At 66.4% G+C, this 20,693-nt stretch carries 20 protein-coding genes; 10 read left to right on the top strand and 10 right to left on the bottom strand.

Annotated features, from left to right (window positions below):
- The first annotated feature begins 30 nt into the window (after nt 1-30).
- The 5 genes from DAAJ005_RS03455 to DAAJ005_RS03435 all read left to right on the top strand — a co-directional run bounded on the left by DAAJ005_RS03455 (nt 31) and on the right by DAAJ005_RS03435 (nt 4,976).
- Complete coding sequence (locus tag DAAJ005_RS03455; RefSeq protein ID WP_151845894.1) at nt 31-582, top strand: DUF421 domain-containing protein; 552 nt, start codon at nt 31-33, stop codon at nt 580-582.
- A 50-nt stretch (nt 583-632) separates the two neighbouring features.
- Nucleotides 633-1,613: a mechanosensitive ion channel family protein gene (locus tag DAAJ005_RS03450; RefSeq protein ID WP_151845893.1), complete on the top strand. Its 981-nt coding sequence runs from the start codon at nt 633-635 to the stop codon at nt 1,611-1,613.
- Complete coding sequence (locus DAAJ005_RS03445) at nt 1,610-2,956, top strand: DUF2254 domain-containing protein (protein WP_151845892.1); 1,347 nt, start codon at nt 1,610-1,612, stop codon at nt 2,954-2,956. Before DAAJ005_RS03450 ends, DAAJ005_RS03445 begins: the two co-directional genes overlap by 4 nt.
- Before the next feature lie 86 nt (nt 2,957-3,042).
- Nucleotides 3,043-3,735, top strand: a complete 693-nt coding sequence (locus DAAJ005_RS03440; RefSeq protein ID WP_192930845.1) for an RNA polymerase sigma factor — start codon at nt 3,043-3,045, stop codon at nt 3,733-3,735.
- Entirely contained in the window at nt 3,723-4,976 is a 1,254-nt protein-coding gene (locus DAAJ005_RS03435) for a hypothetical protein (protein WP_151845890.1), read from the top strand. Before DAAJ005_RS03440 ends, DAAJ005_RS03435 begins: the two co-directional genes overlap by 13 nt.
- Nucleotides 4,977-5,013: 37 nt before the next feature.
- On the opposite strand, the gene DAAJ005_RS03430 is transcribed toward DAAJ005_RS03435, so the two are convergent.
- The 3 genes from DAAJ005_RS03430 to DAAJ005_RS03420 are packed head-to-tail and all read right to left on the bottom strand — an operon-like array spanning nt 5,014 to nt 7,057.
- Entirely contained in the window at nt 5,014-5,964 is a 951-nt protein-coding gene (locus DAAJ005_RS03430) for a GNAT family N-acetyltransferase (protein ID WP_226342546.1), read from the bottom strand.
- The gene (locus tag DAAJ005_RS03425; RefSeq protein WP_151845889.1) at nt 5,961-6,527 is read right to left on the bottom strand and encodes a hypothetical protein; all 567 of its coding nucleotides are present in this window, start codon (nt 6,525-6,527) and stop codon (nt 5,961-5,963) included. Before DAAJ005_RS03425 ends, DAAJ005_RS03430 begins: the two co-directional genes overlap by 4 nt.
- Nucleotides 6,524-7,057 carry a DinB family protein gene (locus DAAJ005_RS03420; RefSeq protein WP_151845888.1) on the bottom strand — a complete coding sequence of 178 codons (534 nt, stop codon included), beginning with the start codon at nt 7,055-7,057 and terminating at the stop codon, nt 6,524-6,526. The genes DAAJ005_RS03425 and DAAJ005_RS03420 overlap by 4 nt, the downstream gene beginning before the upstream one ends.
- Nucleotides 7,058-7,307: 250 nt before the next feature.
- Between DAAJ005_RS03420 and DAAJ005_RS03415 the strand changes: the two genes are divergently transcribed.
- Nucleotides 7,308-8,357 (top strand): hypothetical protein, encoded by a 1,050-nt coding sequence (locus DAAJ005_RS03415; RefSeq protein WP_151845887.1) that lies wholly within the window; start codon nt 7,308-7,310, stop codon nt 8,355-8,357.
- A 128-nt stretch (nt 8,358-8,485) separates the two neighbouring features.
- Nucleotides 8,486-9,322 carry a DMT family transporter gene (locus DAAJ005_RS03410; protein WP_226342545.1) on the top strand — a complete coding sequence of 279 codons (837 nt, stop codon included), beginning with the start codon at nt 8,486-8,488 and terminating at the stop codon, nt 9,320-9,322.
- Between the two features lie 4 nt (nt 9,323-9,326).
- Here DAAJ005_RS03410 and DAAJ005_RS03405 read toward each other — a convergent pair whose 3' ends face one another.
- The 5 genes from DAAJ005_RS03405 to paaZ all read right to left on the bottom strand — a co-directional run bounded on the left by DAAJ005_RS03405 (nt 9,327) and on the right by paaZ (nt 16,080).
- Nucleotides 9,327-9,917 carry a hypothetical protein gene (locus DAAJ005_RS03405; RefSeq protein WP_151845886.1) on the bottom strand — a complete coding sequence of 197 codons (591 nt, stop codon included), beginning with the start codon at nt 9,915-9,917 and terminating at the stop codon, nt 9,327-9,329.
- A gap of 235 nt (nt 9,918-10,152) precedes the next feature.
- Complete coding sequence (locus DAAJ005_RS19345) at nt 10,153-13,188, bottom strand: DUF937 domain-containing protein (protein ID WP_151845885.1); 3,036 nt, start codon at nt 13,186-13,188, stop codon at nt 10,153-10,155.
- 105 nt (nt 13,189-13,293) lie between these two features.
- Nucleotides 13,294-13,515: a hypothetical protein gene (locus DAAJ005_RS03395; protein ID WP_151845884.1), complete on the bottom strand. Its 222-nt coding sequence runs from the start codon at nt 13,513-13,515 to the stop codon at nt 13,294-13,296.
- Nucleotides 13,512-13,901 carry a glyoxalase gene (locus tag DAAJ005_RS03390; RefSeq protein WP_151845883.1) on the bottom strand — a complete coding sequence of 130 codons (390 nt, stop codon included), beginning with the start codon at nt 13,899-13,901 and terminating at the stop codon, nt 13,512-13,514. The genes DAAJ005_RS03395 and DAAJ005_RS03390 overlap by 4 nt, the downstream gene beginning before the upstream one ends.
- A gap of 64 nt (nt 13,902-13,965) precedes the next feature.
- Complete coding sequence (gene paaZ, locus DAAJ005_RS03385) at nt 13,966-16,080, bottom strand: phenylacetic acid degradation bifunctional protein PaaZ (RefSeq protein ID WP_151845882.1); 2,115 nt, start codon at nt 16,078-16,080, stop codon at nt 13,966-13,968.
- 115 nt (nt 16,081-16,195) lie between these two features.
- Here paaZ and DAAJ005_RS03380 point away from each other — a divergent pair, with 115 nt between their 5' ends.
- Nucleotides 16,196-16,978, top strand: a complete 783-nt coding sequence (locus DAAJ005_RS03380; RefSeq protein ID WP_192930844.1) for an SMI1/KNR4 family protein — start codon at nt 16,196-16,198, stop codon at nt 16,976-16,978.
- Nucleotides 16,979-17,051: 73 nt separating this feature from the next.
- Here DAAJ005_RS03380 and DAAJ005_RS03375 read toward each other — a convergent pair whose 3' ends face one another.
- Both DAAJ005_RS03375 and DAAJ005_RS03370 read right to left on the bottom strand, forming a co-directional pair.
- Entirely contained in the window at nt 17,052-18,554 is a 1,503-nt protein-coding gene (locus tag DAAJ005_RS03375; protein ID WP_151845880.1) for an ABC transporter permease subunit, read from the bottom strand.
- Nucleotides 18,551-19,480: a DMT family transporter gene (locus DAAJ005_RS03370; RefSeq protein WP_192930843.1), complete on the bottom strand. Its 930-nt coding sequence runs from the start codon at nt 19,478-19,480 to the stop codon at nt 18,551-18,553. The genes DAAJ005_RS03375 and DAAJ005_RS03370 overlap by 4 nt, the downstream gene beginning before the upstream one ends.
- Before the next feature lie 205 nt (nt 19,481-19,685).
- Here DAAJ005_RS03370 and DAAJ005_RS03365 point away from each other — a divergent pair, with 205 nt between their 5' ends.
- Together DAAJ005_RS03365 and DAAJ005_RS03360 are read left to right on the top strand one after the other, a co-directional pair.
- The gene (locus DAAJ005_RS03365) at nt 19,686-19,904 is read left to right on the top strand and encodes a hypothetical protein (protein WP_151845878.1); all 219 of its coding nucleotides are present in this window, start codon (nt 19,686-19,688) and stop codon (nt 19,902-19,904) included.
- 108 nt (nt 19,905-20,012) lie between these two features.
- Entirely contained in the window at nt 20,013-20,669 is a 657-nt protein-coding gene (locus tag DAAJ005_RS03360) for an SRPBCC family protein (RefSeq protein ID WP_151845877.1), read from the top strand.
- Nucleotides 20,670-20,693 lie beyond the last annotated feature (24 nt).

Below are 20,693 nucleotides of genomic sequence, written 5' to 3'. Positions count from 1 at the left end.
CCCCGCCGCGCCCAGCCCGCAGACTGCCGTATGGAACTTCTCTGGACCGTCTTCATCGATCTGCTGACCCCGGAAAACGGCTGGTCCGTGCAACTGGTGGTGCGGATCGTCCTCAGCACGCTGCTGCTGTTCGGCTACATCGTCGTGCTGGCGCGGACATTCGGCGCGCGCACTTTTGCCACCTTTACCTCCTATGACTTTCTGACCAACGTGGCCGCCGGGTCACTGGTGGCCAGCGCGATTCTGGGCAAAAGTATCGTGGAAAGCAGCCTGAGCCTGCTGGTGCTGGTGGGCGTGCAGGCCACCGTTTCGGCCCTCAGCGCCCGCTCGGAACGCGCCCAGGAATTCTTCGACAACGGCCCGGTGGTGCTGGTGGAGCGTGGACAGATTCGCCGCGAGGCCATGAACCAGGCCCGCGTCTCGGACGCGATTTTAAATGAGGAACTGCGGCGCGCGGGCGTGAACAGCGTGGAAGGCGTGGCCTTCGCGGTGCTGGAATCCGGCGGGCGCATCAGCGTGTTGCAGGAGCCGCAGGCTGGAAGCATCAGCCGGGCCATCCGGCCAACGGCCAAAGGGACATGAACACCCCCCGGACACGCCGCTGACCGCCCACACAGTACGCTGGACAGCGCATGAATCTCGAATTGAGCGCCGTCTGGACTCGGGTGCAGAACCTCGTCCAGAGCTTTATCGTCACCATTCCCAACATCCTGATCGGCCTGCTGGTCTTCGTGATCTTTCTGGGGATTGCCCGGATTGCCCGCAACGCCGTGACCAGTTTGTCGCAGCGTGCCGGGCAGTCCAAGGGGATTTCGCTGGTGTTCTCGCGCATCGTGTCGTGGCTGGTGCTGGCGGTGGGCGTGCTGGTGTCCCTGACCGTGATCTTCCCTACGCTGACCGCCGCCTCCCTGTTCGGGGCTTTGGGCGTCAGCGGCGTGGCAATAGGCTTTGCCTTCAAGGACATCTTCCAGAACCTGCTGGCGGGAATCCTGATTCTGGTCACGCGGCCCTTTCGCATAGGAGACCAGATCGTCTCGGGCGATCACGAGGGCGTCGTGGAGGACATTCAGGTGCGCGCCACGCTCCTGCGGACCTACGACAACCGCCGGGTGGTCATTCCCAATTCCGAGCTGTACACCAACCGCGTGACCGTGAACACCGCCTACCCGCAGCGCCGCCTGTCCGTCACGGTGGGCATCGGCTACGGCGACGACATCTCGGCGGCCCGCAAGCTGATTCTGGATACCCTGGACGGGCTGGACGGCCTGCTGAAAGACCCCGCCCCCAATGTGCTGGTCAAGGAGTTGGGCGACTTCTCGGTGAATCTGGACGTGCGCTTCTGGATTGATCCTCCTATTCGTAAAGAGGCCGTGGAGGCGCAGGACAGCGTGCTGGAAGCCATTAAAAACGCCCTGCCCGCCGCCGGATTCGATCTGCCCTTTCCCACCCAGCAGGTGCTGTTCCACGATCAGACCGAGACAACGGATGGCAACCGCAACAAGCAGCGCGAGGGCTGGCCCGCCCGCCAGGACGACCCCCAGAGCAGGCAGGGGGTTCAGCGTGAGGCGCAGCAAAGTCCAGAGCAGCACCAATCAGAAGCCCGGCAGCCATGAAACGCACCTGGTTACACCTGCGTCAGATCAGTCAGGAATTCTGGTTCCTGCCCGCCCTCATGACCGTGCTGGCGCTGATCCTGGCCGAGGCGGGCATCAAGGCCGAGGAAACCTACGGCGTGCCCAAGGGGCTGCATTTCGTGTATGGCGGCGGCGAGACCGGCTCGCGCAGTCTGCTCTCGGCCATCGCGGGCAGCAGCATTGGTGTGGCGGGGACGGTCTTTTCCATCACCATCGCCGCACTTTCCTACGCGGCGGGTTCGATGGGACCGCGCCTGCTGGACAATTTCACGCGGGACCGGGGCAACCAGATCACGCTGGGCACGTTTATTGCCACCTTCGCCTTCTCGCTGTACACCTTGCGCTCGGTGACGGGCAGCAACGATCTGGTCTTCGTGCCGCATTACAACGTGACCTTCGCGCTGGGACTGGCGCTGGCCAGCGTCGCCATGCTCGTGTATTACCTGGCGCACATTACCGCCTCGATCAACATGACCCATGTGGCCAACCTGCTGCGAGACGACATGCGCGACTCGCTGATGAAGGCCACCCTCAAGGAAGACCCGGACCGCGACCTGTCCGTGGCCCCGCCGCCGGAGTTCTGGGCGGGCGGTGAGGTCCTGCATGCGCCCAGCGGCGGCTACCTGCAACTGACCGACAATGAGTTGCTGCTGAAAAAGGCCGGGGAGGCGGACGTGGCCCTGCTGCTGCACGTCCGGCCCGGCGACTACGTGTTTCCCAACTCGGTGATCGCAGTGGGCGTGCCTAGGCTGCCGCAGGGCGTGATGGACGCCCTGAGCCTGGGAGACCGCCGCACCGTGGGGCAGGACCTGGAATACAGCGTGCGCCAGCTCGCCGAGGTGGCCGCCCGCGCCCTCAGCCCCGGCGTGAACGACCCCGTGACGGCCATCGACGTGGTGGACCGCTTCGGCGACGCGCTGTGCAGTTTGCAGGACCGCCGCTGGCCGGACGGTGTGTACTACCAGGATCATGTGCTGCGGCTGGTGGTCCCCGTGACCGACTTCAGCGGCCTGACCGACAGCATGTTTTCCATGATCCGCCAGTACGGCAAGGGCAGCCCCAGCGTGATGGTCCGCATGCTGGAAGTCTTCGGCACCACCGCCTCGTGCCTGAAAGACGACAAGCGCCGTGCGGTGATCCGCCGCCACGCCGAACTGGTTCGTGAAGACGCGCTGGCCAATATTGAGAACTCGGCAGACCGTGCCGACGTCGAGAACCGCCACCGCAAGGTGCTGGACACCCTGGCCAACGGGCAGGAGGCCGAGGTCCGCGAGGCCGCCCGGCACGCGGTCCGGCAGGCGCAGGGCGAGCGAGTCAACTGAGGCCAGGAGAACAGAAGACACCTCCCGCAGTCCAGTTCCAGTCGCGCCCATTGAACTTTCCCAGCCCCCAGACCCGTATGCTGGATATGACGTGGCTGGCCGTGCCTGATTCTCGCTTTTCCCTGCGCTCCCCGCCCCCGGCGGCAGAGCAGGATGAAAGCCGCCTTCAGGCTGCCCAGGCCGGGCCACTGGAAACGCCCCTGCCAGACACCGACGGGCGACTGGCCCTGCGCCTGCGCCAGCGCGACGAAGCAGCACTCTCGGAGGTGTATGACCAGCATTCCGGGGCGGTGTTCGGCGTGCTGAACCGCCTGCTGGGCGACGCGGCGGCCCAGGAAGTGTTGCAGGACGTGTTTCTGCGCCTGTGGGAACGCCCCGAAAGTTACGATCCGGCGCGGGCAGGTCTCAAGACCTTTCTGCTGGTCATGGCGCGTTCGCGGGCACTGGACCGCCTACGTGCCACAAAAGCCACCCTGCCGCTGTTTACCGAGGAAGGCGCGGAATTGCCCCTCCCAGACAGCGGTCCGGGGCCGGTGACCCGCAGCGAGGACGCCCAGCGCCGCGAGCAGATTCGCGCCGCCCTGTCGCAACTCTCGGCGGCCCACCGCGAGACGGTGGAACGCGCGTATCTGGCAGGCGAGTCCCGCGAGGAGATCTCAGGGGCGATGAACGTGCCGGTGGGAACGGTCAAGAGCCGACTGAATTACGCCCTCAAGCATCTGCGCATGGTGTTGGAAAAAGCAGGACTGGGCAAGGAGGTGGAGACATGGCTGGAATGAATGTGAACGACGCGCAACACTGCGAGATGGTGCAGCAGCAACTGGAGGAACGCGTTGGCCTGGGCCAGTCTCTGACCCCCGAACTGCGCGCCCATCTGGAGGGCTGCCCCGAGTGCCGCGCCCACCTGAAGCTGCTGCTGGAGCTGGAAGCGGCCCTGCTGGAAGACGTGCCGCCCATGCAGCCGCCTGCCCACCTGAAAACGCAGGTGCTGAGCGCGGCTCGGCAGACCCATACCCGGACGGCAGCCCAGGCCCGCCCACACGCTTCTCGCCGCTGGTGGCCGCTGATGCTGGGTGCGGCGGCGGTCTCTGGACTACTGGCCTTTGGGGCGCTGCTAACGCCCTCGCGCGGAACGGCGGCCACGCTGCCTGACCCGGCGGTGGTGGTGGCGGCGGCAGACGGCCTGCTGGTGGCCAGCAACGACGGGGCCGGGACCCTCAACCTGCTGCGCGGCGATCAGGTCACCGCCAGCCTGCGCTCTAGCGGGGCGCAGCCGTCGTGGTTCACGCAGGGCGTGCGGCTGGGAGACCGCGTGTATCTGGCCGACGCCGCTAATGACCGCGTGCTGGAAGTGGGGACCAATCCCCTGAAGGTGGTCCGCAGCTATCCCGTGCCAGACGGCGTGGCGGGGCTGACCGCCTCCAGCGGCCCGGACGGTGGGCGCGTGTATTTCAAGACCGTGCGCGGCTCGGTGGGCCGGTTGGGCGACCCACAGACACAGATCACGGTGGCCCGCGAGAAAGGCATGCCCCTGGCCGACGTGATGGACGGCGTGTTGCTCTCGGGCGGCAAGCTGTTCATCACGCACCACCTGAGCGGCGAGGTCTGCCTGCTGGACCCCGACACCCTGAATGTTGTTAAGCGCGTGGTGGTGGGCGGCGCACCCGTGGACCTGGCCCCAGAGGCAGGCGGCACCGTGCTGGCGCTGGACGTGCAGGGCCGCCTGCTGCGCCTGAACGCGAGCGGCGAGGTCATCAGAAGCTGGCCCCTGCCCGGCCACCCGGACAAACTGGGCGTCAACGGCAGCGTGGCCCTGGTCACGGACCGCGCCGGACAACTCACGCGCATCGATCTGGTCAGCGGTGAGGTCCAGCCCATGCCGCTGGCCCACCCGATGGACGTGATCGCCCTGCCCGACGGCACATTCGCGGTGGCTGAGGGCGGCGGTGAGGGCGGCGTGCGCGTACTGGATGAGACGCTGAAGACAAGCTGGAAGATGGAGGGCCGGGGAGGGAAGTAGACCTCCAGAGGTGGCCAGCCTTCCTCCTACACGCTGCCTACACGCCGCGCCGGTGCAGTTGAAACTGGCCGGGCAGTGCCACAAAACCCAGCCGTTTATTCACAGCCAGCATCGGCGCGTTCTGGCTGTGGTTATTGGTCCGCATGGTGCCGATCGCCGCTGCCCGCGCCCGACGGATGGCCTCCAGCTTGAGGAGCAGCGCCAGCCCGCGCACCCGCGCGGATGGATGCACGGCGGTCAGTTCGTTGTAGGCCACATGCCCGCCAAAGACCAACACCATCGCCGTGAGGCCCAGCCACTCGCCATCTGGCCCACGCGCCAGCACCAGCCACTCGGGGCGCGGATCACTGTTCAGGCGCAGAATCTCGCGTACCTGGGCCAGCGGCCAGCGCGGATGCCCGGCCAGATCAGGAGTTTCGGTCAGGCGATCCGCGACGAAATTCAGGTAGCGGTCCAGTGTGGTCTCATCTGCACCTGCCATGTCCGTGAAGGTGATGCCCTGCGCCACCGCCCGTTCTGAATCCGCCTGGAAGCGGGTCTCGTCGAACGCGGTCAGGTCCAGACTGGAGGAGAAGCGGTGCAGATGCTGCACGAAGCCGCGCCGCGCCGCCCACGCCAGACTGTCGGCATCGGTGTCCGAAACTCCAGTGGAGAGGTTTGAAGCGCCCAGCCGCCCGGACTCGGTCTGGATGGTCTGCCACAGTGCGCCGCCCATGCCCCAGCCCCGCTGTTCGGGGGCCACCATGACGTGTGCGCTCAGGAAGCCGGGAGAATTGAAGGCGAAGAAAAAGAGGTGGGCGATCCCAACAACCTGCCCGCCCGCCTCGGCCACCCAGCGGCGGTTGACCTGCTGCGCGGCGGAACGCTCCTGGTCTTCGGCCAGCAAAGCTCCGGCAGTGGTCTGTCGGCCCATGACCGGATTGCTGATCGCCACCCAGGCCGGGGCGTCGGAAGGCGTGAAGGGGCAAACGGAAAATGAATCGGTCACGGCTCCTTCAGGGGTTTCGTGGCGTCCAGGATGATGGAAACGAAACCCAGCCGCCCGCCCGCATTGCGGTGATCCAGTTGCCGCGAGCGGTAGATCGGCCCGGTGGTCACGTCCCAGTCCTGGGCGTGAAACTGGCCCTGTACGTCGCAATATTCCAGCAGGTTCACGGTAAATCCGGCTCCCCGGAACACATCGGCCAGCAGCGGGGCGTCGTACACGATTCTGTGATCGGCGGCGGGATGATCGGCTGGCCCCGGTCCACCGATCTGCACGGTGCGCTGGTACTCGGCGTCTGGAAAATTGGCGTCCGGCACCGCCACGCGCAGCACACCGCCGGGTTTCAGGAACTCGAAGCAGAGGTGGGCGGCGGCGCGGCCCTGTGCCTCGCTCAGATGTTCCCAGACGTGTTCACACAGCAGCGCGTCGGCCCGGCGGCCCCCGAACCACGCGGCCCAGGTGGCACGGTCCAGCAGATCCAGGTCTGCCTGCTGGGTGGGAATCCAGCCATCCCAGCGCTGCTCGCCCGCGCCGACGATGACCCGCAGGAGTGCGTCTCCGCTCAAGCCAGCGCCTTGACCATCTGACGGATGGCCCCCAGGTGGTAGGCGACGTGCGCCACCGCACCCGTCATGCTGCCCGTGGCGTCCCCTGTCGCCTCACCCTCCTTCTGGGTGCGGGCGAAGGCACACAGGTCATCGTAGGTGGCGCGCAGGCGGACGCGCAGGTCATCCCACGCCTCGTCGTCGACCTGGGCCGGGTGAAAGCTGCCCTTCCAATCGAAAGGCCCCCGCTCACTGTCGCGCTCCCAGCGCACCACCACGTCCATGTGCAGGGCGCAGTGGCGGGCGTGTCCGGCGATAGAGGTGCCGTGGATGACCATGCTGGCCTGCGCCGCGCTCAGGTTGTCCAGCGTGGCCAGCAGGCCGTGGTTGCCGCTTCCGTCCTGGGCCGTGCCGTCCAGAAACGCGGTGCCCTGGCCGGGCGTGCCGCCCTCCACGGCCTCGGTCAGGATGTCGAGGATCCCTTCGAGCCAGTGCTGGGGCTGCTCGGTTTCGGGAGGCTGGGCAGATGGAGACTGGGCAGGTTGAGTCATGGTTCAGCGTACCCGGACGCAGGGAGAATCGCCAGACGTCCACCCTGATCCATCCTCCACCCTGATCCATCCTCCACAGTGATACACTCGGGGGTGCGCCCGCGCCCGGCACGCAGAATGTGTGCCTCTGGCCGACGAGACAGGCCACAACAGCCCCGACTTCGCCGCCAGCGTTGTGAACGACAGCAGCAGGGAAACAGCGCGGCACCGGTTCAAACGGACTTTGGGCCGCGCCAAAAGGAGAAACACCATGACCGACAACAACGAGACGCACCAGGGCCAGCCCACCGACGACCAGATGCCCGCCGAAGTGCGCGAGATCATTCCTCAGCTTCAGGGCGAGATAGACGAGGATCTGGTGCTGGACGCCCAGGAAGCCCAGGCCGAGGGCCAGAACCATGATGCTGACAGTGACGCTGACGAAAGCGACGACGCCATGCAGATGCAGGGTGAGGACGCCGCAGAAGGCGCAGAAGACGGTGAGGAAGGCGAGGAAGACGAGTACATCGACGCCGACGACCTGCTGGAACTGCTGGGCGAGATGAAGGAAATGCTGGAAGCCCAGGGCAAGGAACTGCGTGGCCTGCGCCGCGAGATCAAGGAAATGCGCGAGGGCCAGGGCCAGGGCGGCTTCAAGAGCGGCGAGCGTCCTGCGGGTGACCGGCCCAGCGGTGACCGTCCCGCTCCCCAGGGCGGCAGCTTCCGTCCCCGTGAAGACCGGGGCGGCCAGGGCGGCTACGGCGGCGGAGACCGTCAGGGTGGCGGTGGCTACCGGGGCAACAGTGACCGTGGCGGCCAGAGCAGCGGCGGCTATCAGGGCCGTGATGACCGTGGCGGTTCGCAGGGTGGCGGCTTCCGTCCCCGCGAAGACCGTGGCGGTCAGGGCAGCGGTGGCTACCGGGGCAACAGTGACCGTGGTGGCCAGAGCAGCGGCGGCTACCAGGGCAGCAATGACCGTGGCGGTTCGCAGGGTGGCGGCTTCCGTCCCCGTGAAGACCGTGGTGGACAGGGCGGCGGTGGCTACCGGGGCAACAGTGACCGTGGTGGCCAGAGCAGCGGCGGTTACCAGGGCAGCAATGACCGTGGCGGCGCACAGGGCGGCGGCTTCCGTCCCCGCAGCGATCAGCCCCGCGAAGACCGTCCGGCCTTCCGCCCGCGCGATGACCGTCCCAGCAATGATCGCCCCCGTGATGCCGCACCGGCACCCCGCGAAGGCAGCGAGGGCGGCACCGACGGCGGCTTCCGCCCGCGCGCCCGCGCTGACCGGGGCTGGAGCAACAACCGGGGCAACGACGAGTAAGTAAGCATCTGAGCAAGTAGAGAGGGCCGGGAGAAGCATCCCGGTCTTTTTTATTGTCCAAGTGAGGGAGACTGGGTTCCGTCCCCTGATCTGCGCCGCCTGTACACTCCTGCGGTGAGGCTCTTTCCTTGAACCCGGCAGTGAGTGGTCTGCTGTCGGCGCTGACCTACGGCGTCGGCGATTTTCTGGCGGGACTGGCCAGTCGGCGCGATTCGCCGCTGCGGGTGGTGGCGCTGACCCACCCGATCAGCGCGGCGATCATGCTGCTGCTGGCCGTGCTGATGGGCCAAGCGCTGCCCCCTGTGGGTGATCTGCTGTGGGGCGCGCTGGCTGGGGCGGTGGGCCTGTTTGCCGTGCTGGCCTTTTACCGCGCGCTGGCAATGGGACCGATGGGCGCGGTGTCGGTGGGCGCGGGGGCGCTGTCGGCGCTGGTGCCCGTGGTGATCGGGGTGCTGGGCGGCGAGGTGCTGGGGCTGCTGGGCTGGCTGGGCGCGCTGGGCGTGCTACTGGGCACAGGTCTGCTCAGTTACACGCCAGGAGAAGGCGGCAATGCAGTGCGCTGGCAAGACAACGGCGTGCTGATCGGGCTGGCGGCGGGCCTGGGCTTCGGCTTTTTCTTCGCGCTGCTGGGGCAAGCGCAGTCGCCGGGGGTGTTCTGGACCCTGGGGGCCGCCCGCGTCACGTCCTCGCTGATCGCCCTGCCGCTGGCCGCGCGACTGGTGGGTCTGCGCCCCAAAAACCCTGCGCTGATCCTGTCCTCCGCGCCGGGGGACACGCTGGGCAACCTGTTTTATCTGCTGGCGGTGCAGGGCGGCGGGCTGGCGGTGGGTTCGCTGCTGTCCAGCCTGTACCCGGCCTTTACCACCCTGCTGGCTGTGACTGTGCTGCGCGAGGGCCTGCGCGCCGCACAGTGGGTGGGCGTGGTGCTGGCGCTGGTGGGCGCGGGACTGATCGCGGGACGGTAGAGGGTCAGTCGGATGTGAGGGAAAGGTTCAGTTCGCCGAGCGACTTCTCCAGTGTTTTTGCAGCTTCCAATTGTCGCCCCAGCGCTTCATATTTTATGGTCAGCCGGGCGTTGGCCTCACGGATGCGGGCCAGAGAGACGGCCTTCAACTCCTGAAGTTTTTCCGGGCTGGGCTTCGCCATGCCCGCCGTGACCGTCGCCATACCGCCGCCCTCACCCTGAATCAGCATTCCGGCCACCTGCTGCGCTTCCAGAAAGGCCCGCGTCTCGTCCAGCGTCAGGCCCAGACTCTGCCACTGGCATATGCCCCGCAATTCAATAACATTCTGGAGCATGAATTTGAATTTGCCGTTCACCGTCCACGGGTGCAGCAGGTCCTCGCGGATGAAGTGCCGGACGGTGGAGGTGAGCAATCGCATCAGCTCCGCAAAACGCCCAATGCCCAGGCCACGCGGGCTGAGCATGGCTTCCAGCACTTCCTCCCCACCGCAGATACCGGCAATTCCCTGCCAGAACGCTGGAGTGCTGTTGAAAGATTCGCGCAGGGAAGTCACGCACCGCACGAACTCCTGGCTGGTGAAGGTCTGGCCTTTCATGCGTGTCCTCTGAACCGCTCCACGCATTCGGACTCAGCGTGAAGCCTGTCCAGGCGGGAGATTCCGGCGGCGTAACAGTCCAGTTCGTCGTGGTGAGGGTCATGATGCAGCATGGGATGTGCCTCCTGTATCTATGCTGGAACGTGCAGCCAACTTCACGTCAAGCCCCCTGATCTGATAAAAGAGGCCGCTCACCCCAGCATGGGAGGTGAACGGCCCGACACAACGAGGAAAACTACCGGACGTTCAGGGTCAGCTTCGCGGCGGGGGCGTCGCTGGGGCTGGCGTCTGCCGGGCGCACCTCGTAAGTGACCGTGCTGGCCTGCCCCGCGCTGGAGCCGGGGTTGCTGGTGAAATTCCAGACACAGCCCGCGCCCACTGGCACTGTCTTGCTGCCCACCGTCCGCTCGCCGCGTTTGACAGTGATGGTATAGGCACTGCCGCCCCCCACGCCACCGAAACGGTACGGCGCGGTCACGGTCTCGCCGTCTTTCAGGCTGACGCTGAGGGTCTGGGTGCAAGCGGCTCCCTGGGCATTGGCGGGGGCCGCCCCCACGGTCACTGGCACGGCGGCCACCTGCTGACCGTCTGCCGAACGAACCGTGTAGGTTTTTGCGCCCGCGCTGGGGCCGGACACCTGCCGGGTCCAGGTGCCATCCGCGCCCACGGTGAAGCTGCCGATGCTAACGCCGTCCTCCAGCACCTCGAAGGTCTGTCCTGCCGGACCAGTCCCCGACAGCGCGAAGCCCGCGCCCTCTACCTGCGCGCCATTGGCCGGGCTGCTGACGGTAACCCCGCCCGCACCCGCCGGAGTTGCCCCGGCGCTGTCTGACGCGCTGCCCGATGTGCCCACCGCCGCGCCCTGACCACCCGGCGCGACCTGAAGGCGAACTCGGGCGACGACCTGCCCCGCCGCATTCCGCAGGTCATAGCTCTGCGGCCCCGGCAGCGCTGCCCCCGCCACGATATCGGCCTTCCAGGTGCCGTCCGGCCCCACGGTCACGCTGCCCGCACGCAGGCCGCTGTGGAACAGCACGAACTGCTCGCCCGCCGGGCCTGTGCCACGCAGGGTCAGCCCGCCCGAGGGCACCTGCGCCCCTTCTGCGGGTGCGCTGATGACGACAGGAACCGTGCCAGGGGCGGTTACGCTGGGAGTGGCCGGGGTGGTGCCAGCGGCGGAGGGAGTTTCCGGGGTTGTCGCGTCTGGGGTTGTCGTATCTGGTGCAGTGCCTGGAGTTTCTGGCAGTGCCCCGCCCTGCGTATCCGTATTGGTGGGCGCTGTGGTCACAGGCGGGGTTTCGGTGGACCCTGCACCCATGGCGTCTGCCCCGCCCACCACGACAGGCAGCGAGGCCATTTCCCCGCCTGCCGCGTTCTTCAGGATGTAGGTCTGCGGACCCTGGGGCGCATCTGCTCCCACGTCCAGACTCCAGGTGCCGTCCGGGGCAACGGGGGCGCTGCCCACCTTGCCGTCACCCAGGAAGACGTCCACATTCTCTCCGGCAGTACCCGTGCCGCGCAGGGTAAAGCCGCTTGCCGGAACCGCCGCGGCGGGCTGCGGCTCCGTGAAGACCGTCTGCACGGGCAGGCCGGGCAGGGTTCCGCTGTCGCCGGGCGTGGTGGGAGACGTGGGGTCTGTGGTGGGCGTGGGCACAGCGGGAACAGCAGGCTGACGGTTTTGCAACACCCAGCAGCCGCCCAGCAGCAACAGCAGCAGCAATGGAATCAGCCACAACGGAAAGCCGCGCTTGCGGGGAGGTGGAGCCACGGGCGGCGCGGGCTTCTCGAAGCGGGCGGGCCGGGGAGGCTTGAGGGGCGAGGGCCTGGGCGGAGTGGCGGGCGCACCCTGCTGCACAACGGCGCGCGGCGTTGTCTGGACCGTGGTGGAGACCGCTCCAGGCAGAGGCGTTCCCGTGGCCAGACTGCCGACCAGCACCCCCAGACTGGAAAAGCCGGACGGCAACGCCGCCTTGAGACCGCCTGCAAGACCAGCGATGGGCAGCGCGCCCAGACCGCCCGCATGGGCGCGGGTCAGGGCAGACAGCACCAGCGGGGTTAGCAGCGCCAGCAGGCGGCGTGAGCTGTCACCGCTGCCGCCCAGCGCGCTGCCCAGCCGCCCAGTCACCGCGTTCACGTCCCCGAACAGCGAGGCCAGCAGCCCGCGCCCCTGGCCCTCGATGCGCGAAACCTCCACCGGGTTGTCCAGCAGGGCCGTGTTGACCTGACCGTCCTCACCCGTCAGGGGCGCGAAGGGACGGGCCAGCTTGTCCAGGTCTCCCCCGGCTCCATTCCCCTGACCACTGGCCTTGCCCACCAGCGCAGCCAGCACCACCGGAAGCGCGGCCAGCGCCGCCTGCTTGCGGACCCCGCCCCCGAAGCCCGCCACCGCGCCGATCTTCTGCCCCACCGCACCGCCAAATCGCGCCTGAAGGTACTTGAGCAAGCCTTCCGGCGTGCTGGGATCAGGAGGGATAGTTTCGGCAGACATGGCTTCGGCAGGTGCCGCTGGGGCCTCTGCTAGCACCGATTCTGGCGGCATGGCCTCGGACGCAGGTTTCTCCAGTGCGACGGGGGCAGGCTCAACTGGAACAGGCACGACTGGCGGCGGCTCGACTGCTGGTGCTTCGGCTGACACTTCTTCGGCTGGCGCTGCTTCGGCTGACCCTGCCACAACAGGCGCGACGGGAGCCGTTTCAGGGGCCTCGACTGCCGCTGGCATGACCGTCTCTACCGCCTCTGGGACGACGGTATCCGTGCCAGCCGCCCCGGCCAGCCCCAGACCACCCAAGCCCAGAGTACCCAAGCCCACACCGCTCAGTCCCGCCAGCATCGGGGCAATATTCCCGGCCTGTAGTCCACGCTGACCCAGCGCGCTCAGTAGCAGCGGCAACGCCATCTGAAGCAGAGCCTGGACCCTGGCCGGGTCCGCCTGCGTCCGGGTAGAAACCTGCGCGGGCAAAGTGTCCGCCGCCTCTCCCAGCAGCACGGGGGCCAGCATTTCCCCGGCCTGCCGCAGGTTGTCCGCGCCGCCCGATTCCTCCAGCGCCTCGGCCACGCTGCCAAAGGGCGGCAAGGCCCCGACAGCCTCGGCGATCATGGCCTCGCCGTCCGGCGTTTTCGCCGACTCGGCCAGCGCCCCGAGCTGCAATGGCAACCCAGCCTCCAGCACCCGCCCGGCCACTTCCGGCTCCAGACCCGCCGCCTGGGCCAGCCGCGCCACCGCGTCGGGGTCAAAGAAGGACTGGATCAGATCGGTTGCAGTATTGGACATTTCTCACAGAATAGGCGAAACGGCAGGCGGGGCAGCGCGCCGGGAGATTCGGACGACGCCAGGAAAAAGCGCAAGCGTGATGGAGACAGCCTGCACGGCCCCTGCTCAGCGCTCATTACCCCGCTTGAAATTCCCGGTCACGCGGGCCATCAGCAGTTGCGCGGCGTGATCCTCCAGGCCCTCGGCACGCTTCAGAAACCGTTCGGCATCTTTGCCCGCCAGGGTCGTCACAGGCCGCCCGTAATGCGACACGATCACCCGCCCATCCTTCAGCGCCCGATAATCGAAACGCCCGTCCAGCAGTTCTCCCCGCGCGTCTTCCGTCATTCCAGCAGCACGCTGGGGTGCGAACCCTCGACGACTTCCAGCCGGTTGCCGAAGATGTCTTTCAGGAAGATGCGCGGCACGCCCGCCTCCGCATCGGAGACATAGGAAACGTCGTGCGCGTCGCAGTGTGCCCCGAACGCGCCGATGTCGTCGCAACGCAGCGCCGGATGCCCCTTCTCACGCGGCACAAAATCGGGGGCGACGCCCACATGGAGCTGCCGCCCGTCCGGCAGGGCAAACCACACGCCGCCGTTGTTGAGGAAGGCGGCGGGCTTTTGCAGCTCTGGCAAGCCCAGAAAGCCCCCATAAAACGCGCGGGCATCGGCCTCGCACCCGGCGGGGGCTTCGACTTGGTAGTGATCGAATCCGGTAATCAGGGTAGCCATGCAGAGAAGCGTAGCAAGCCGATCTGATTCTACTTGCTACTACTTCAGAGACAACAGTTCGAGATTATGCCTGCGCCGCTCCCTCTCCCCCACCCTGGGCTGGAGGATCGAAGCTGTCGCGCGCCCGCACCACCAGGGTCAGAATGTCGTAGGTAGCGACGAGTTCGTCATTCTGATTGGTGATTTCGGAGTGCCATTCCACCACTCCTGTAGGCTGTTTGTCATCCGGGCGCAGGTCCTTGCGAATCTTGCGCTTGCAGGTCAGGCGGGTGCGAATGGTGTCGCCGATGCCCACCGGCTCCACAAAGCGCAGGTTTTCCAGCCCGTAGTTGGCCAGCACCGGCCCCGGCGCAGGCGAGACGAACATTCCGGCAGCGGCGGAGATCAGAAAATAGCCGTGCGCCACCCGTTTGCCAAAGATGCCCTCTTTCGCGCCGATCTCGTCCACATGGGCGTAGAAGTGATCTCCGGTCAGGCCCGCGAAGTTCACGATGTCCGCCTCGGTCACGGTGCGGCGGTGGGTCAGGAGGCTGTCGCCCACCTGAATCTCGTCGAAACTCTTGCGGAAGGGGTGAACCACGTCCTCGCGCACCTCGCCCCCTGGCACAAATTCGCGGGTGATGGCGGCCAGCGTCGTGGGGTCTGCCTGCACCGCCACCTTGTTCATGTGGTGCTTGACGCCTGCAATGCCGCCCAGTTCCGCGCCGCCGCCCGCGCGTCCGGGGCCGCCGTGAAGAAGCTGCGGCAGCGGAGAGCCGTGGCCGGTGCTTTCCTGGGCATCGTCGCGATTGAGAACCAGAATGCGCCCGTGCGTGCTTGCCAGCCCCAGCACCAGTTCGGTGGCCTCGGCGCGGCTATGCGTGATCACGCTTCCGGCCAGCGAACCGCGTCCCATGCGTGCCAACTGAATGGCGTCGTCTAGAGAGTGGTAGGGCAGCAATGTTGCCACCGGGCCGAAGGCTTCCAGCTCGTGCGGCGCGGTGGCGGTCAGGGGTGAGTCGCACAGCAGCACGGTGGGATCGAGAAACGCGCCCTTCTCGCGGTCCCCGCCCAGCAATTCGCTGTCCGCGCCGCCGCCGATCACGACTCGCGCCTCCTTGCCCAGTTCCTCCAGCGTTTGCCGCACGCGGTCCCGCTGCTCCACGCTGACCAGCGCGCCCATTCGCACGTCGTCGCGCGCCGGATCGCCCAGCGTCACCTTGCCCAGCTCCTTGCGAAGTGCCTCGGTGACGGCCTCCACCAACCCCGACGGCACGATGGCGCGGCGGATGGCGGTGCATTTCTGGCCTGCCTTGCCGGTGATCTCGCGGGCCACCTCCTTGACATACAGCATGAATTCGGGGCTGTCGGGGGTGACGGTCAATCCCAACACGGAGGCGTTCAGGCTGTCGGCCTCGGCGTTGAACGGCACCGAATGGGCGATAATGTTGGGGTGGACCTTGAGCTTGGCCGCCGTCGCCGCCGAACCCGTGAAGGCCACCATGTCCTGCTCGCGCACATGATCGAGCAAGTCGCCCGGCTCACCGATCACCAGTTGCAGCGCCCCCTCGGGCAGCAACCCGGATTCGATGATGTCGCGCACCACGCGCTCGGTGAGGTAGGCGGTCTGGGGGGCGGGCTTGACCAGACTGGGCATCCCGGCAATGAATGCAGGGGCGAGTTTTTCCAGCATCCCCCACACCGGGAAGTTGAAGGCGTTGATCTGCACGGCCACGCCCTCGCGCGGGACCAGCAGGTGACGGGCCACGAAGGTTCCGGCCCAGCCCAGTTGTTCCACTTTCCCCTCGGGCAAAAAACGCTCGTCGGGCAGTTCGCGTCGGGCCATGCTGCTGTAACTGAGCAGGGTGCCGATGCCGCCCTCGATGTCCACCCAACCGTCGCGGCGGGTTGCGCCGGTCAGGAGGTTCAGGGCGTAATACTCCTCCTTGCGCTCCATCAGGTACAGGCCCAGGGCCTTGAGCGCCCGCGCCCGCGTGTGGAAGGTCATCTTCCGCAGCGCCGCACCCGCCTTGCGGCCATACGCCAGCGCCCCGGCGAAGTCCACGCCCTCCGAGGAAATTACGGCGACGGGGCGGCCATACACAGCATCCACGAGGGTCTGCCCATCGGCGTTGGCGTGCCACTGGCCGGAAATATAGGAGGCAGGGCGGAGGATTTTGGGTGAGGTTTTGGTGGTCATGGGGACTCCTGTGGGCAAATGGGTAGGGCGGCTGACGGATGGAAATCAGCATACGGGATGCGCTGGGAGGGGTTTGAGGGCGAGACGGGAGTCTGGTTGTCCATATGATGAACTTATGGACTGGCTCTTGACCCTGCTGCACCCGCTCGCCATCAATTTTGGACCACCCGCCACCGAACAGCAGATCGGCACATTCGAAGAGCAGATCGGCGCTGAGTTGCCGGGCGATCTGCGCCAGCTATATCGACTTTTTAACGGATACGAAAACACTGATTCCGCTCATTCGGCTCTGCCCATGCGCTTCCATAGCCTTGAAGAGTCAGTGACTTTGCAGGGCGCAGGGGAGAACTGGCCGGGGCTGCCTGCCGGAGCGCAACCGTTCTGGACGGATGATCAAAGCAATCACGCTCTGGTCTATCTCTCCGGGCCACTGCGTGGAATGGTGGTTCTGCTTTACCACGACGAACCTGATTACGCCCCTCGCTACCGCAGTGCCCTGAGTTTTCTGCTTCACCTTCACACCGCCGGAACGATAAACCACTACGAGGAGGATAGTGTATCGACTGCCGATCTCCCGGTACTGGAGCCAAGACTCTCATCTTCGCAAACTGCTGAGGATCGGCGGTTGTACCAGATTTGTCGTACAGATTACGAACAGGCCACAACCGATCAAGAACGCTTCCTGGCTGCGGTGACTGCCATGAATCTGCTGCCTTACGAGGACACCGATGAACTGGAAGAGTTCACATTGGCCGAGGATTTCTATATCGGCCAACGGGCCTGTGAAATCTACGGCAAGCGGCGGTGGGAGGACGCTGAGGAGTCGCTGCTATCTCTTTCTAAGAATGCACACTCCAATATTGCTGGAGCGGCTCGGCAAGCGTTAGAACAGCTCTGATTTCAACACGTTCGATCTAATCTATACGTCACGACTCGGATCAGCCTTCCGGTAGATCAGCCTCTCTGACCCACTAGCGCCCCCGCCGCCGCATCACGCCGCGTTCCAGCCCGGTAATCACGGCGTAGATCAGCACGCCGAAGAGGATCAGCAGGGCAATCGCAGCAAACTGCGCGGCCTTGTTCTGGTAGGTTCCGGCCACCTGCACGGCCAGCCCCAACCCCTTCTGGTTGGCGTCCACGAACTCCCAGACCACTGCGCCGATCAGGGCGAGGCTGGCGGCCAGTCGCAACCCGCCCAGCATTACGGGCAACGCGCCGGGCAGTTCCAGCCGCGTCAGCCGTTGGAGCGGCGTGGCCCGCAGGCTTCTGAACAGCTCGTAGAAGGTGCGGTCCACCTCGCGCACGCCGACCAGGGTGGCGATCATGATCGGGTACAAAGCACTCAGGGCCGACACGACGACGGCGGGAAGGAACCCGAAGCCCAGCCACGACACCAGCAGCGGCGCGAGAATCACGATAGGGGTACTCTGCGCCGCGATGATAAACGGGCTGAAAAAGCGCTCCAGCGGCCTGAACTTTGCCAGCGGGTAACCGATCAGCACGCCCACCAGACCGCCGATGAACAGTCCGGCCAGTGCGGTGCGGGCCGTGACCCAGAAAGCTGCGGCCAGTTCGGGGAAAGTCGTGGTCAATTCGCCCCATACGGCGGCAGGGGTGGGCAGCAGGAACGGCTGATTCAAGCGTGTGGCTGCCAGTTGCCAGCCCAGCAGCCCCAGCGCAATCGCGGCCAGCGGCAGCAGCCCGGACAGGCTCAGGCGTTCGCGGACAGGGGTTCGCAGGCGGGTGCTGTCCCCGGTGCCCAGCACGCCGCGCAGGTGTGCTTCCAGGCCATCGGTGTAGGCGCTGACCCGGCCCTCGCCGCGCGTGTCCAGAATTTCCACGATTTTCCCGTCGCGCAGCACCGCCACCCGGTCCGCTAGCCACACCGCCTCGCGGATGGAATGGGTCACGAGGACGGTGGTGCGCCCGGTCTTCTCGTGCAGGTGGCGCAATTCGTCGTTGAAGCGTTCGCGCACCAGGGCGTCCAGGGCGGCGAACGGCTCGTCCAGCAGCAGCACGTCGCCGCTCTGCGCTAGGGCGCGGGCCAGCGCCACCCGCGCCCGCATCCCGCCCGACAGGTGCGCCGGGAAGTAGCCCGCGTAGGCGTCCATGCCCACCAGATGCAATGCCTCTTTGGGAGGCAACCCGCCGCCCGCGCCCAGATCGGCGGGCAGCGCCACGTTCCGTAGGGCCGTGCGCCACGGCAGCAGGCGGTAATCCTGAAACACCAGCGCCGGAGCCGACTCCACCCGCACCACGCCGGACTGCGGCTTCAACAGCCCGGCAATCACGCGCAGCAGCGTGCTTTTACCGCCGCCGCTGGGGCCGATCAGCGCCAGAAACTCACCCCTGCGCACGTCCAGATTCACGCCGTTCAGGATCAGTTCGCTGCCCAGCCGCACGCTCACGTCCTCCAGCACAATCGGCGCGTCGGCAGGTGGGGCGGGCAGCAGTTCGGCGGCGGGGGCGCTCATGCTTTCACGGCCTCCTGGACGGGCAGGGGCTTTTTCGGGCGGCCCAGCGTATTGACCAGCACTACCCCGGCAACGGCCACCGCGCCCCCCAGCAGCGTGACGGGTTTGGGCACCTCTCCCAGCCACACCAGCGCGATCAGGATGGCCAGCACCGGGCTGATGTACAGAAAGGACGTGGTGGTGCTGGCCGGAACCCGCGACAGCGCAAAGGTCCAGGTCAGGTACGCCAGCGCGGACGGAAATAGCCCCAGGTAGATCAGCGCCAGATGGGCCGATAACGGCGCGGCCCGCAACTCGCCCACGAAACCGGGCAGAAAGACCAGCATGGGCAACATGCCCAGCAGCAGGGACCAGACCGTGAAGTGCAGCGGATTCATGCGCCTCAGCAACGGTTTCTGGAACACGAAATAGATGCTGGTAAACAGCGCCGCACCCAGAATCAGCAGCGCCCCCTGCGTGAAGCTCACCCCCTGCCCGCTGCCCAGCACGATCAGGGTCACGCCGCCCAGGCTGATCAGAGTGCCCAGCCAGCCCAGCGTATTCAGGCGTTCGCCCCCAAACCGTGTGGCCAGCAGGGCCGTGATCACCGGCCCCGCCGCGATGATCAGGCTGGCCGTCCCGGCGGGCACGCTGACCTCGCCGTAGTTGAGCAGGACGTGGTACAGCGTGATGCCCATGAAGCTGAGGCCAAAAATACGCGCCAGATCGCCCATGCTGGGCAGCGGAATGCGCGTAACCAGCGCGTAGATGCCCAGCGCCACCGCCGCCACCAGAAAGCGGTATAGCGTCAGGTGGCCCGGCGAGAATGCCTCCAGCCCGGCCCGAATGCCCGCGAAGGCCGAGGCCCAGAACACGATGGTCACCAGAATGGCCGTCAGGGACACGGCATCTAAACCTTCGGGGCGGGCGGGCGGGGCAGCGCTCATACGCCTGCCAGGGTAGAGCATGCGGCAGGGGGCAAGGGGTGTCTGTGCCTCTCTTTTTCGCCGCCACTTCTCCACTCTGCTGCTACCCAGATCAACCCCAGGTCAAGGGGCGCACACCCCATCTCCGATTCAGCGCGCGAAGATGCCTTCAACGCAGTTTTAATCCGCTTAACTTTGGATCAACACCTTCAGGAGGAATACAGCTATGGGAGAGGGAAAACCCACCACGACCAGCACCCCAGACACGGCCAGCACGCCCATCAATATGGAGACGCACGAGGGCGGCGCAGCCAGCACCTACGGGGCCAACACCAACCTCGATCCTGCCTTGCAGGGCGGCCCGGCCACCGCCGCCGATCAGGCTGCCACGGATAAGATCAACGAACAGCACGAGCAGCAGGGAACGCCCGCGCCAGAGGTCTGAATCCGGGGCGGCGACAGGCCACCGATCCCGCGCATATTCTGATTTGGTTTACCTTTCACCGCCCCCCCACGCCCACCCCTTAGACTGCCGATTAACGGAGGATCAACCATGACGAAAGCAACTAAATCGGAAGACGGTGGAATGGACCAGACCCGCATGATCAGCGGGGCAGCGGGCGGCGCTTTGCTGCTGATGGGCCTGCGCAAGCGCGGCGTGCTGGGCCTGGGGATGGCGGCAGTGGGCGGATATCTGGCCTACCGCGCGGCCACGGGCAACGACCCGGTAATGGCGGCAGTGGGCGGCGGCGGCGCAACCACCTCCAAGCCCATTTTCGTGGAACACAGCGTGGTCATTGACAAGCCCACCCAGGCCGTCTACGACTACTGGCGCAAGCTAGAAAACCTGCCCCAGATCATGAGTCATCTGGAAAGCGTGACCGAGTTGGACGACAAGCGCAGCCGCTGGGTCGCCAAGGCCCCACTGGGCACGCATGTCGAGTGGGAAGCCGAGATTGTGAATGACAAGCCCGGCCAGCGCATCGGCTGGCACTCGCTGCCCGGCGCGACCGTGGATAACGCGGGCAGCGTGCAATTCGAGGAACTGCCCAACGGCGGAACCCGCGTGCATGTGGCCCTCAGCTACCGGCCCCCGGCAGGCCCGCTGGGCGCAGCCGTCGCCAAGCTGTTCGGCGAGGAACCCAGCCAGCAGATTGCCGAGGACCTCCAGAAGTTCAAGGCGGCGTTCGAGGGCAGCGACAAGAACTGAGCAAGACTTGAATGAGCGAGAGGC

Origin of the sequence: Deinococcus sp. AJ005 (genome assembly GCF_009017495.1) — a bacterium.
Classification (GTDB): domain Bacteria; phylum Deinococcota; class Deinococci; order Deinococcales; family Deinococcaceae; genus Deinococcus.
The sequence above is the reverse complement of the archived record's forward strand: the minus strand, read 5'-3'. Positions and strand labels throughout refer to the sequence as shown.